Source organism: Hathewaya limosa (assembly GCF_030815255.1).
Lineage (GTDB): Bacteria > Bacillota > Clostridia > Clostridiales > Clostridiaceae > Hathewaya > Hathewaya limosa.
The window spans coordinates 38,537-51,389 of record NZ_JAUSWN010000007.1 but is presented as its reverse complement, the minus strand read 5'-3'; the positions used below and the strand labels follow the sequence as shown (position 1 = coordinate 51,389).

Here is a 12,853-nt window from a genome sequence, read left to right as displayed (position 1 = left end):
AATTTTGATTATTTTTTTATGAAAACTTAATACATTGTTTTTATTTACTATGCATATATTGTAAATAAAGACAACTTTCTAAGACTAACTTTATCCAATGGATTAATATAATAAGTAATTATACTAAATAATTTTAAGTTTTATGATAAATAAAATGAAAATTTAACAATAAATTAAGATTTTAGATATATAATTATTATTATTTATATTTGAAAAGATAGGCAGGTGCTATATATTGAATTCGTTTTTTAAAATTATAAAAAATTCTTTTTCCGATTTTAGAAGAAGTTTTTATATAAATTTGAAATTTGAAGGTATGTTTAAACTTATAACATCCTTTTTTGTTCTACCGCTTATGTCCATTTTAATAAATTATTTTTTATCATTAAGTGGAAGAAGTTTTATAACTAATGGAGATCTACTGAATTTTTCCAAAAGTATTCCTGGTTTCTTATGTATATTGGTATTAATTATTATTGCTAGTGCATCTATTATTTTAGAACTGGGTACCTTAATTATAATATCTCGTGACATATATTTTGGAATAAAACCTAATTTAAAAAGGGCTTTCATAGGTTCAATACAAAATTTACCCAAAATATTTAGTATAGGTTCTTTAAAAATACTTTTATATATATTAGTTTTAGTTCCTCTATTAAATTTAGGGCTTAATTCAAGCTTCATTAGCTCCTTGACTATTCCTAATTATATATTAAATGCTTTGGAAGAAAGTACTTTAGGTAGTATACTATTAATTATTTTATTTGTTGCGTCTTACTTTTTTTTAATAAGATGGTTATTTGCCCTACATATATCCATAATAGAAGGAAAATCTTTTACTGAATCTATAAAAACAAGTAAAAAAATTTCAAAAGGCAAATATATATATATTTCTTCAATAATTATTTTTATTCATATTATTGTATTTATTATTAGTATGTTATTGATGGTTATATTTTCTATAAGTATACCTATTTTAATCTTTAAAATAGGTCCGAGCTCTTTATCATCTATTAATATTCTATCTCTTTATAGCACTCTACAAAGCTCATTTTTAATAATATTTTCTTTATTTACTACACCTTTAACCGTTATAGTAATTACTCGATTATATTTTCATATTTCAAAACATCATAGTAATTATTATAATTTACATCCAAGTTTTCTAATTGAAAAAGATTTAACCTTACAAAAGATAAAAAAAAATAAACCTTTATTTAGAATTCTTATATTGTTTCTTACTTGTTTTTTATTCTTAATAGTTTCCATATTGTTTTATTCCCAAGACTTAAAAAACAATACGCAAATAACTGCTCATAGGGGCAACTCTTCTGTTGCCCCAGAAAACACCTTAAGTGCCATAAAGTCCGCCATCGATGTTAATGCAGATTTTGCTGAAATAGATGTACAAGAGACCAAGGATGGAAAACTAGTGCTAACCCATGATTCAAATTTTAAGCGAATAGCTAATATAGATAAAAATGTATATGATGTAACATTAAAAGAAATAAAGACATATGATGTTGGAAGTAATTTTTCACCTGTTTTTAAAGGTGAAAAATTTCCTACTTTAGAAGAAGCTATTAAACTTTCAAAAAATAAAATTAAGTTAAATATAGAAATTAAGTTAAATGGACATGAGAAAAATTTAGTTACATCTGTAGTAAACTTAATTGAAAAAGAAAACTTTATTGACCAATGTGTTGTAACTTCTTTAGATTACGATGTATTAAAAGAGGTTAGAAAATTAAATCCTAATATAAAAATAGGGTATATTATGTTTGTAGCATTAGGAAATCTTTCTTCCATGGATGTTGATTTTTATAGTATAGAAAGAACTAATGTTACTAAAGCCTTTGTAAAAAGAGCACATAATCTTGGAAGGCAAGTACATGTTTGGACTGTAGATGATGAAACTGATGCAAACTCTTTAATAGACATGAAAGTTGATAATATAATTACAAATTATCCTAAATTAATGAGAAATTTATTAAATGATAGAAAAAAAGAAGAACGTTTAGATGATGTTTTAAAATAAAGATAAAAGAAACACTATTATATAAGATATGTAATAGTGTTTCTTTACTTTTTAAAGTATTATAATTTTATATTACTATTCTGATTCTATTTGATTATTATTCTTTATCTCCTCGTAAAATTTAGCTAAAGAAGTGTGAATATATGGTGTTAACCATAAATAACCTATTCCAAAAGTCAAAGTACATAATATTGCCCAGCCAATAAAACTTAAATGAAGCATTAAAAGTTTGCCTTTATATCCATTCATCATTTGTCTACTTAAAGTTATAGCTTGATTGGCGCTCATATCAGGATTATCATTAAGTATAAAATAAACTTGTGAATAACTTAATGATTTTATTATTCCTGGAATTACAAATAGCAATGTCCACAAAAATGTATAAATAGCTATTAAAATACTTGCTATTAATGAACCTCCAAAACATCTTTCAAAACCGAAAAAAATATTTTCTATAGATATAGGTTCTCCTTTTATAAGCCTTAAATAGAAACCGTTAATTCCAAAAAGCATAGGTCCAAATATTACAATGCCTGCTGCCCAACCTAAAAACGGTATCATTGCTGTAACACCGGTAATAACGGAAAAAATTATAAATACTAAAATTGCATTTCCCCAATTCCCTTTAAGACGATATCTTGCATAACCTCTAATCTCAGAATTTGTCTGCATGTTAGTTTTTGCCTCCATAAATTGCTAGTAATTTTTTATAGTATAACCTTTTGTTAGTCTATACTATTTTTATTTATACTTGTCTCTTATATTAATACTGAGCTATTAAAAACATAATATTCATTCCCATTTTAGAAAATTTATCTTCATATTCTGTTACTATGTTCTCATCTTTATACTCACTATTATGTAAATCAAAAGTTTCAAATATTATTTTAAACTGTTCCTTTTTAAAATATTCTATAGAATCCTCAAAAAACATTCTATTATCTGTTTTGAGTCTTATTGATCCATCTTTTTTTAGGAACTTTTTATATATCTGAAGAAAAGTAGGATAACTTAATCTTCTTTTATTATGTCTATCTTTTGGCCATGGTGTTGAAAAATTCAAGTAAATATTGCTTATCTCCTCTTCCTCAAAAACGTCTTTTATAAGCATTATATTTAATGGCATAATTCTTACATTTTCTAATTCTTCTTGTTCAATTTTTCTAAGTACATATATCAAAACTTCATCTTTTAAATCAACTGCAATAAAATTTTTATTTGGATTTCTTTTTGCCATCTCACATATAAAAGTTCCTCTTCCACAACCTAATTCTAAATGAATTTCGTTATTGTTTCCAAAAACCTCATGCCATTTTCCTTTTAATTCGTATGGATTATATATACAGAACGGACTAGCCTCCATTTGAGGTCTAGCTGACCAATTTTTTCTAAGTCTCATAACTTTTATTCCTCCTTGGTTTCCCTCTTTTAATACTATTATATTATGCATTAGTATGCCTCTTTTGTAAACACAAAAGTTCATTGAAAATAAATAAAAAATAACTTGCAAAACATCAAAGATATTTTACAAGTTATCCATAATATACTTTATATTCCAGTTAAATCATAGCAAAGAACTTACTTAGTAAACTCAAAAATTTAACTGTCGGTAAATGTACTATATAATAAAACACTGAGTTTCCTAAAAAAGGTATTGGTATCATAAGAAAAATAAAGATAAATATCCAATAAGCTTCAAATTTAGCTGATAAATCATTACTTAGTTTTGGAAATAAATCACCTAATATATGATATCCATCAAATCCTGGTATAGGAACAAGATTTAAGAAAAATAATAATATATTCAATTCTGCAGCAGTAACTAATATATTTAAAAATAATATATATGGTGTTGTCGCATTATTTATGTTAAAAATTTTATTTAATATAACTATTATAGCCATTATTATAATACCGGTAATTAAGTTTGCTAAAGGTCCTGCTATAGAGACTTTTAAATCATCTCTTCTAGGGTTCTTAAAAGCTTTTTTATTAATCTCTACTGGTTTTGCCCATCCAAAATTCATAATTAAAATCATTAAAAAACCAATAATATCTACATGTGCAATTGGATTTAAGGTTAATCTCCCTTGAAACTTAGGTGTAGAATCTCCTAATTTATAAGCCATCTTAGCATGTGCATATTCATGTACTGAAAAAGCAATCAATATACCTGGTATACTAATAATTAGTGAAAGCAATTTAGCCGTCAAATCTTACCCCTCCTTCTTTTATTTTTAGGAGCTATATTTAATTGTGTCCAGATTGCCCTAAAAATTCATTTTTGATTGTATTAGTTTTAGTATCTTTATAAATATATCCTTGATTATAAAAATCAATAAATTCTCCATCTAAGTGAGTAAGTGTTTGTATACGTCCATTGATAAAAATTATTGTATTTTCTAATTTATCTACTAAGTAAATACCACCTTTATTATTTACATATACATTTTTCTCCTCAACAAAGGTGTCTAAATTTATAACTTTAAATGAATCTAACTCTTCATCGCCTCTTCCATAATATATATTTTTAACCTTACCATTTTCAAGACCTCCTATATACACTATTCCTTCTTCATCACAACCCAACAGTGCTAATTGATCTTCCCCTTTTATTTTAATCTCTTTTCCTTCATTAGATGGGAAATCTAAATAAAATATCTTATCATACAATTTATCTTCATATAACAGTCTATCCTTACTAGCTACTAAACAAAGTTTATCTATAAAATATTCTTTTGTATCAATTGCAAAAATATTTTCTGATATATCTATTCTATAAAGACTACTTCTATCCCCTTTATGTACAATATTAACATATATTATACCAGTTAATAATGAAATCTCTACATCATTTATATAAGCTGGATTTTCTTCATGCGATATATCCTTTACCCTTATTTTTTCTTTATTAACAGCATCATAATAATTTATAGAAAATACTGCCTCTTTTCCTTTTACTTCTTTTTCTATTATTAGCATTCTATCTCTTTGAGGTATCCAGCTATAATATGCAAGTTGCTGCCCATCTTTAAATGGTATTTGTATTCTTTCATTATTATCCATATTTTGTATATTTAAAACATTATTTTCTTTATAACTTATGTATTTCCCATTATAGGATATGTCAACGTTTTTCCACTTTCCTTTTATAGGTAGATTTATGCTTCTAGTCATTTTATCTTCAACTACACTTAAATCTTTTTTATAAATTCTTATGTTTTCTTTTATCATAATATATCTATCGGCCAAATAATAAATAGGTAGCTGAATTATTAAAGCCACGGCAACCCAAATTAATATATTTTTTGCTATTTTCATTTTTAATCACCTTACTTTTTTTTCTTCTTTTCTACATAAAGAATTGTTGGTACGGCTCTTTCACCTAAAACATTGTAAGGTTTATTTATAACTTGCCCACCATAATACATTGTTGTAGAATATCCTCCATCTAAATTAGTAGCATTAACCACTCCTAATTTTAACATTATATCCTGAACATCCTCTAATGTAGCTCCTACACTATTTAATTTTCTTCCTTCTAAAACTAATAATACCACCGAACCATCTCTTTTTTGTCCTACAGCAGTTCTTGGTGCTATTCCCCAGCCACCATAATCACCTAAAACAGTCTTCTTACCATTAATTAAAAGAGCCGGTCCAAAACAGATTGCTTCTTTAACTTTTTTATCTTTAAGTTCATTATAACTATAAAGACCAACTAATAACTCTCCTTTATCTGTAAAAGCTGCAACGTCATTTTTTTTATCATAATCTAGACTATCAGCAAAAATTAACTCTCCATTAGATATAATAACCCCTTTAGGAGTCCCTCCTGCTCCTGTCCATGCAACCTCACTAGAATCATCACTTGTAAAAAATCCTCCACCATTAATAGCAGCAAAGGCATCATTTTCTTTAGCTATTTCACTAGTACTTTGACCCTCTTTTTTTAATTTGTCTGTATATCCTGTTTTAAGTCTTTTAGGGTCATCTACTACAATCGCAAGTCCCTTGAACTTTCTTCCCTTTACTTCTAATAAATCTACATCACTACTTTTACTCTTTTTTATTTTAACTAAATTTCCTTTACTATTACTTATAAATGCATTTTTAGCATCATTATCATTTCCCATCATCTTATTTATACTAGCATCTGACATATACATTTTTGTAAGAAACACAAAACTTGAAGATGTATATGCACTTTGTGCTACTATGCTTTTTAAATGTTGAAATGGGCCACAATATATTAAGGTTGGTCCCGTAATTAAAATTGCCATTATTTGAAAAAATACAAATATAAGTGCTTTTTTAATTATACCCTTCTTTTTTCCTTTTTTATCTTTATTAATCTGCAAGTATGCCACCTCGCCTTTAACCTTTCTTTATTTTTCATGACTTTTGCTATTTATCTTGTAATTCTCAACGTGAAAAATTATACCATAAATCTATAGCATTTTTCATTAGTATATAACAAATTTAAGATATTTTTAATAATAGCATTTATATAGATACATATATTTAAGAATTCCATAAATATGTATTCTTTAATAATACATCATTTTAATTGCACTTTACTTCAATTTATTGTAAAATTAAATAGTTTTAAAAAAATTATTTCAAAAACTTAGTGGATATTTTTTCATATACATCCACCAAACATTTTTGACACCGAAAAATTTTTATTATAAAATATAAATAAGTAGGTAATAAAAATTATTACTGTATAGGATGGTGAATATGAATAATATTTCTAATGTATTTAAGGAAAAAAAATTAAAACTTACTCCTCAAAGGATAGCTGTGTACAAATATTTAAAATCTACTAAAGAACATCCTTCTGCAGAAACTATATATAAAGCTTTACATGAAGATTATCCAACTATGAGCCTAGCTACAGTATATAAAGCATTAAAAACACTAGTTGAGGTTAATTTAGTACAGGAATTAAATGTAGGTGAAGGTAACTTTAGATATGATGCCAATGTTATATCACATCCACATATTCAATGCTTAAATTGCGGAAAAGTAGATGATATCGATAATATCGAGTTTAACCATTTAAATATCGATGCAAAACAATATACTGACTATAAAATACTATCAAACCAAGTGTATTTTTACGGAATTTGTCCACAGTGTAGTAAAAATAAATCTTAATTTATAATTAAAATAAACTACTTAGCTATGATAAAAGTAAAGTTTACCAATCATAAAAAGTAGTTTATTTTTTATTATCTTATTTTTTTATCAAACTATTTTTCCACATATTTTCACTATATTGTCCCTTTAAAATTTTATCTAAAATTTCTTTAACTTTTTTATCAACTTCCACTGTAACGTTTCCTTTATAAATTATATTAGTTGCATTAGCCCCATATAAATGCTCTACTATTTCTCCACTTGTTCCCGTGAATTTCTTATTTGCAGCTTTATTGGCAGTTATATATCCATTTTCGACCAGTTGTTTTTGTACTTCTTCACTTATTATATACTCTATAAATTTATCTTTCTGATCCTTATTTGTACCTTGTTCTAAACCACATATAAAACTATTCATATAAACAGGTATTAAGATTTTTCTTTCTCCCATCATTCCCATTTCTTTTAATAAACTTATATTGCCTTTATTTAACTTATTACTAAAAAAAGACGTAGTTATCAAAATAGGACTTTTTCCGCCTATAAACTTATCTATATCCTTCTCATCCATCTTTTCAAAAGAACTTTCGCTTATATATCCAGATTTAATATATTTATCCAAAGCTTTAAATGTTTCATCAAACCCTTTTATTTTAGCATAATCCTCAATTTTATCACTATAATTATTTATTAATTCCTCTTGTTTTACATTATCACCATTAAAAATTCCAAATAACACTTCTCCTATATCTAGATCTTCATTTAAAAGATAAGGAATTTTTATACCTTTATCCTTACAACTTTTTAAAAGTAATAAATAATCATTTACATCTTTAGGTTCCTTACCTATTAACTTTTTACATTCATCTTTATTATATGCTAATTCTATAGTATATGGGGTTATTCCTATTCCATAAGGCATTCCACCTATCTTACTATAGGAAATATAAACTTGATAGTACTTATCATTTATAAAATTATTATACTGTTGAGTAAAGTCAGAAATTAACCCCTTATTTTCTAAAAACAATACATTTTGCATGTTGCTTATAATTAAATCTACATTTTTACCTGAGTCAATAGTTTGCATTATATTCTTGTCTTTATTCATAGGATTAACCATATTTATCTTTATGTTTTGATTCTTTTCCTCAAAACTTTTAATTAAAAAATCAACAATTTTAAGAGAATGCCTATCTTGTATATCTACATATACATCTAAAGTTCCATTATTCTGTTCTTTCTTTTTTCCTATACAAGAAACAAAATTTATACTTAATAAACATATCAAAAATAAAGAAATCATTACCTTGTTTTTCTTCACAGGATTCACCACCTTAAAATATTACTTATTTTTATTCTTCCAATATTAATTAAATATATATATGTAACATATAATTATTTAGAGGTGATTTGCATGAAATTAAAGAAATTTTTTCATAATAAGGGTTTTATAGCAATGATAGTTTTATTTTTATTACTCGGTATAACCATAAAACATAAAGAAGACAATAAAAGTAAAGCTACTTTTAATTTAGTGGATGATAATAAAATAATTCAAAAGGATTTTGATGGTGATGGAGTTAAAGATATTTTATATATAAAAAAAGACCTTGAAAGCAATAAATATTATATTCAAATAAATACTAAAAATAAAAGTTATCAATTAGATGCTAATAAAAACTTAAAGACTTTAGGAACATATTCAAAATCTTGGCCTATGAGAATTACCATAAAAGATTTAAATAGAGATAATATTCCTGAAATAATTCTTCAAAGTGGTGAAGAAAGCGATGCTATTCAACACATCTTTTCATGGAATATTAATGATTTTGAGGATATACTTAGTAATAAAAATAACTTAATTGGCTTCATGGATTTAACTAATAATAAAACCCCTAAAATATTATCAGGAAATTTTTATAATGATGAATTATACTTAAAAAATTATATTATAATTAATAACAAAGCAACTGGATTTAATGTAAATTATCCAGAAAACTTTTTAGGGAAAGCTACTATAAAAAATTTTATAAGTTTTATGTTAGGCTCAGATTCTCTTAAGGAAAATGTAGTAAGTTCTTTGGAGGAACCTTTAATCAATCCTATTTTCGAACTGAAGAATAGTGGTTATTCTTTTAAATTTCAAGATGGAATTTTTGAAGATATAAAATGTGACACTAAAGGTAATATAGAAAACATTCAGTGGATATTAAATTTTAAATGTAAAAATGATGAAGAAGAAAAAAATATTACGTTTACTCTTAAACTTAGAAAAATTAAAAATAAGGATAAAGACTTTTATAAAATATATTATTTTAATAAACAAAATTTAATAGATTAAAAAAGGACCGCTATAGTGCGATCCTTTAGGGGGATATGGGGGGTTAATTTTATTCTATGAGAAAACCTCAAGAGTTTTCATTAGTATACTTCCCCTTTTCCATATTTTTATTCAAATTTATTTTATGTTAAAATATAAGGAGGTTTATGTATGTTTAATAACGAAAAAAAAGTTCAGCAACCCATAATTAAGTTTCAAACCTTAATAGGTGCCCAATGCACTATCCATGGAACAATTAAAGGTTCTGATACTATAAAAGTGGAAGGAAATATTGAGGGAGATATAATTTGGAATGATACTGTCATTATTGGTGAAACTTCTTTGTGTAATGGAAATATAACTTGTAATACTGCCTTAATTAGCGGTAAAGTAAAAGGTAATGTCACCTGTCAAAATACCCTTAGCATTAAATCTACTGGTCATATTGAAGGTGACATAATAGCTGATAAACTTATTGTAGATGATGGTGGAATCTTTGAAGGGAATTGTTCTATGAACTATGAAAAAGAACAGGTTGAATCTATAGTTTCTCCCCTTTCTCTTGAAGAGAAGTAATCTTATCATCTTCATCAGCTAACATTATATGAACTTCTTCAGCTTCAAGAGCTATATCATCTATATCCACTGGCATGTTTTCTTCTTCCATAGATACTTCTTCAGCATCTATGGATTCACATTCTTCTTCATAATCTTCGTCTTTATAAATAGCTATTACTTTATCAAGAAATTCTGTATCCTCCTGTTTTAGGAGAGAATCTACAATATTTAATATAAGAGAAGCTTCATAAGGTTTTTCTGCTATTTCTATAGTACTACTATCTTCATATTCATTTATTATTTTAGAACTATTTATACTATCTGCAGCTTCTTTAACTTCATTTTTATTATTTTCTTTTTGCAAATTTGAATCTTTATTTAAATTAAGTTTTTCTAATATAGAGTCTATTTCTTTAGGATCAACGTTCTTGATTAACATCGTAATCTCACTCTCGTTAAGATTTTTTAATACATCTTTTATAGTATCTTCTACTTTTTTACTTGATTCGTTATTTACCGTATTGTTATTATTGTTATTATTGTTATTATTGTTATTTACGTTATTTTTCATATTATTTCTATTACCTAAAAGCACTTTAGATAAAAGATTAAAATCTATGTTAGTTAAAATCTGAAATAATGGATTTTGAGCTAAACTTTGAAACAAATTCGTAATAGGGTTATTATTCATAGAAGTTCCCATGTTACTATTCATATTATTATTCATTCCTTGATTATAATTTGTTCCACCTAATGAATTTATGGCATTCATAAAATTATTCATCATATTTCCTGAATTCATATCTTGACCCATGCTATTATTTATTCCATTACCCATACCGCCCATATTGTTATTCATTCCATTATTCATTGTGGATCCCATATTGTTATTCATCTCTGAATTGCCATTTAAATTACTATTTTCCGTATTATACATAGAACTTTGTTCATTCATTCCATTATTTATGTTATTGTTCATACCATTATTATACATATTCATATTGGGCATAGAACTTTGTTCATACATATCATTTTTTTCTTCACGTCTCCTACGCTTTCTATGCTTTGACATTTTATCACCCCTCACTTTCTAAAGAAAGAGGGGCTCTCTATAAGCCCCTTCTCTTAAAAAACTTTTTAGATTAAGCACATGGACTGCAGCAAGATAAATAGTATAATGCTATAATAAATAAAATACCACTATCTATACCAAATCCACATTTGTTAGTATTGTTACTACACATGTTTGATTCATCATCACAATTGTTTGATGTGCAGTTACAATTATTTCCTCCATATCCTCCTAAAAATCTATTACCTCCAAATTGAAGTAAGATTAAAATTAAGATTATTAAGCAAGGAAAACTACATCCACTTGAACAAGCATTTCGTCTTTGTGCTACTGGAGCTTGCATTACAGGCATACAGCACATACTTGGTCTTTTGGTTTTACACCTACAACAACAATGTCTTGACATAAGAACACCCCTCTCATATATTTAAGAATTTTCACTTTATTTTATTCTAAAAACTATTTGATATTGCTATTACATAGAATTTCTATATTAAGCGCAAGGTGAGTTACAAGATAAATAATACAATGCTACTATGAAGATTATTCCTTTATCTATTAAATTTCCTCCACATAATCCTCCACAGTTATCTCCTCCACCTAACAATCCATATCCATTGTTACCTTGGCAAGAAAATACAAGTAAGATTAAGATTAAGATTATTAAGCATGAAAAACTGCATCCACTTTTACACATATCCCTTCTTCCACAATTACTTGGAACCATATAAGATGGTTCTGTGTAAGCTGGCATAACATAATTTGGTTGAACATATGCTGGTTCCATCATATAACTTGGCTCACAACAACAGTATCTTTTACATTTACAACGACATCTTGACATATAAAATCCTCCCTATTTATCATATATTATTTATTATTTGTGTTAGTTACAGTTAACAAGTTCCTTGATTACATCCTTTACCACCTAAACAACTTCCTAATAATCCGCCCCCGGAAAAACAAAAGAATATAAGGATTAAGAATAAAATAAATATCCAGAATCCACCTCCTCCACATCCTCCTGAGCCGAATGGTCCGAATCCGCATCCACAATTATTTTGGGGTATATTTTGAGGTTGAGCATTTGAACAACATTGATTACAGCAACAATTACAGCAACAATCACAACAGTCATAATAAGGATCGCAAGAACATTCACATAAACATTTCTTATAGTTTTTATAAGCTTTTTTTAATTTTTTACGTTGTTTTTTAGAGCAACAATCCCAAGGATCACAACAACAATCACAGCAACAATCAGAACTACAATCAGAGCAAGGTTCACAATAGCAATTACCATAAGGATCACAGCAACAATTATAGCATTGTTGATCAGAATTATTTCCTTGGTTTACTCCATTATTTCCGCAACATCCGCCGCCAAAGAAGTTACCAAATGGAGATCCTCCATTGCCGCATCCAAAACATAGTAGTAAAAGTATTAGAATAAAGAATAATCCTATTCCACTACCAAAACCACCTGGACCACAGCATTTCCCAAGGAAATCGTTTATTGAATTTGCATCGAAGTTTCCACCATTAGACATAAATTGATTCATTAAGCCGTTGATGTCCATCTCACTTCCTCCTTTCAGAAGTTTTTCCATATTCAATTTTCAAGTTTCAATATTTTTAATTTCTCTTGTTCATTACTTTCTTTTCAATCGTTATACTATATACTATTCTTATAATATTTTTTTGACACACAAAATAT

Annotated in this window: 14 protein-coding genes; 4 read left to right on the top strand and 10 right to left on the bottom strand. The window is 26.6% G+C overall.

The window, feature by feature from the left end; genetic code table 11:
* The first annotated feature begins 235 nt into the window (after nt 1-235).
* On the top strand, nt 236-2,038 hold the full coding sequence (locus QOZ93_RS05280) for a glycerophosphodiester phosphodiesterase (protein ID WP_307355408.1): 1,803 nt from the start codon (nt 236-238) through the stop codon (nt 2,036-2,038).
* A gap of 75 nt (nt 2,039-2,113) precedes the next feature.
* On the opposite strand, the gene QOZ93_RS05275 is transcribed toward QOZ93_RS05280, so the two are convergent.
* The 5 genes from QOZ93_RS05275 to QOZ93_RS05255 all read right to left on the bottom strand — a co-directional run bounded on the left by QOZ93_RS05275 (nt 2,114) and on the right by QOZ93_RS05255 (nt 6,399).
* Complete coding sequence (locus QOZ93_RS05275; RefSeq protein WP_307355407.1) at nt 2,114-2,710, bottom strand: DUF975 family protein; 597 nt, start codon at nt 2,708-2,710, stop codon at nt 2,114-2,116.
* 91 nt (nt 2,711-2,801) lie between these two features.
* Complete coding sequence (gene trmB / locus QOZ93_RS05270; protein ID WP_307355465.1) at nt 2,802-3,437, bottom strand: tRNA (guanosine(46)-N7)-methyltransferase TrmB; 636 nt, start codon at nt 3,435-3,437, stop codon at nt 2,802-2,804.
* Between the two features lie 160 nt (nt 3,438-3,597).
* Nucleotides 3,598-4,251 (bottom strand): site-2 protease family protein, encoded by a 654-nt coding sequence (locus tag QOZ93_RS05265; RefSeq protein WP_307355406.1) that lies wholly within the window; start codon nt 4,249-4,251, stop codon nt 3,598-3,600.
* Nucleotides 4,252-4,288: 37 nt separating this feature from the next.
* Nucleotides 4,289-5,359, bottom strand: coding sequence for a hypothetical protein (locus QOZ93_RS05260; protein ID WP_307355405.1), 1,071 nt, complete (start codon nt 5,357-5,359; stop codon nt 4,289-4,291).
* Between the two features lie 11 nt (nt 5,360-5,370).
* Nucleotides 5,371-6,399 (bottom strand): phosphodiester glycosidase family protein, encoded by a 1,029-nt coding sequence (locus tag QOZ93_RS05255; RefSeq protein WP_307355404.1) that lies wholly within the window; start codon nt 6,397-6,399, stop codon nt 5,371-5,373.
* 382 nt (nt 6,400-6,781) lie between these two features.
* On the opposite strand from QOZ93_RS05255, the gene perR reads away from it, so the two are divergent.
* Nucleotides 6,782-7,201, top strand: coding sequence for a transcriptional regulator PerR (gene perR, locus QOZ93_RS05250; protein ID WP_111941342.1), 420 nt, complete (start codon nt 6,782-6,784; stop codon nt 7,199-7,201).
* Between the two features lie 79 nt (nt 7,202-7,280).
* Here the strand turns inward: perR and QOZ93_RS05245 are convergent, their stop codons facing one another.
* Nucleotides 7,281-8,507 carry an ABC transporter substrate-binding protein gene (locus QOZ93_RS05245; RefSeq protein ID WP_307355403.1) on the bottom strand — a complete coding sequence of 409 codons (1,227 nt, stop codon included), beginning with the start codon at nt 8,505-8,507 and terminating at the stop codon, nt 7,281-7,283.
* Between the two features lie 93 nt (nt 8,508-8,600).
* Between QOZ93_RS05245 and QOZ93_RS05240 the strand changes: the two genes are divergently transcribed.
* Both QOZ93_RS05240 and QOZ93_RS05235 read left to right on the top strand, forming a co-directional pair.
* Nucleotides 8,601-9,527 carry an FG-GAP repeat domain-containing protein gene (locus QOZ93_RS05240; protein ID WP_307355402.1) on the top strand — a complete coding sequence of 309 codons (927 nt, stop codon included), beginning with the start codon at nt 8,601-8,603 and terminating at the stop codon, nt 9,525-9,527.
* Nucleotides 9,528-9,677: 150 nt separating this feature from the next.
* Nucleotides 9,678-10,082: a bactofilin family protein gene (locus QOZ93_RS05235; RefSeq protein ID WP_307355401.1), complete on the top strand. Its 405-nt coding sequence runs from the start codon at nt 9,678-9,680 to the stop codon at nt 10,080-10,082.
* Here QOZ93_RS05235 and QOZ93_RS05230 read toward each other — a convergent pair.
* From QOZ93_RS05230 to QOZ93_RS05215, 4 genes are all read right to left on the bottom strand, one after another.
* Complete coding sequence (locus QOZ93_RS05230) at nt 10,048-11,136, bottom strand: hypothetical protein (protein WP_307355400.1); 1,089 nt, start codon at nt 11,134-11,136, stop codon at nt 10,048-10,050. The genes QOZ93_RS05235 and QOZ93_RS05230 overlap by 35 nt on opposite strands.
* A 70-nt stretch (nt 11,137-11,206) precedes the next feature.
* Nucleotides 11,207-11,542 (bottom strand): hypothetical protein, encoded by a 336-nt coding sequence (locus QOZ93_RS05225; RefSeq protein ID WP_307355399.1) that lies wholly within the window; start codon nt 11,540-11,542, stop codon nt 11,207-11,209.
* A gap of 87 nt (nt 11,543-11,629) precedes the next feature.
* Nucleotides 11,630-11,980, bottom strand: coding sequence for a hypothetical protein (locus tag QOZ93_RS05220; protein WP_307355398.1), 351 nt, complete (start codon nt 11,978-11,980; stop codon nt 11,630-11,632).
* A 52-nt stretch (nt 11,981-12,032) separates the two neighbouring features.
* Complete coding sequence (locus QOZ93_RS05215; protein ID WP_307355397.1) at nt 12,033-12,716, bottom strand: hypothetical protein; 684 nt, start codon at nt 12,714-12,716, stop codon at nt 12,033-12,035.
* Between the last annotated feature and the right edge of the window lie 137 nt (nt 12,717-12,853).

What these genes read in the sequence shown, in the direction of transcription:
- QOZ93_RS05275 (WP_307355407.1), bottom strand. Translation starts at nt 2,710, where the DNA reads ATGCAGACAAATTCTGAGATTAGAGGTTATGCAAGATATCGTCTTAAA.
- QOZ93_RS05215 (WP_307355397.1), bottom strand. Translation starts at nt 12,716, where the DNA reads ATGGACATCAACGGCTTAATGAATCAATTTATGTCTAATGGTGGAAAC.
- QOZ93_RS05230 (WP_307355400.1), bottom strand. Translation starts at nt 11,136, where the DNA reads ATGTCAAAGCATAGAAAGCGTAGGAGACGTGAAGAAAAAAATGATATG.
- perR (WP_111941342.1), top strand. Translation starts at nt 6,782, where the DNA reads ATGAATAATATTTCTAATGTATTTAAGGAAAAAAAATTAAAACTTACT.
- QOZ93_RS05220 (WP_307355398.1), bottom strand. Translation starts at nt 11,980, where the DNA reads ATGTCAAGATGTCGTTGTAAATGTAAAAGATACTGTTGTTGTGAGCCA.
- trmB (WP_307355465.1), bottom strand. Translation starts at nt 3,437, where the DNA reads ATGAGACTTAGAAAAAATTGGTCAGCTAGACCTCAAATGGAGGCTAGT.
- QOZ93_RS05240 (WP_307355402.1), top strand. Translation starts at nt 8,601, where the DNA reads ATGAAATTAAAGAAATTTTTTCATAATAAGGGTTTTATAGCAATGATA.
- QOZ93_RS05260 (WP_307355405.1), bottom strand. Translation starts at nt 5,359, where the DNA reads ATGAAAATAGCAAAAAATATATTAATTTGGGTTGCCGTGGCTTTAATA.
- QOZ93_RS05235 (WP_307355401.1), top strand. Translation starts at nt 9,678, where the DNA reads ATGTTTAATAACGAAAAAAAAGTTCAGCAACCCATAATTAAGTTTCAA.
- QOZ93_RS05225 (WP_307355399.1), bottom strand. Translation starts at nt 11,542, where the DNA reads ATGTCAAGACATTGTTGTTGTAGGTGTAAAACCAAAAGACCAAGTATG.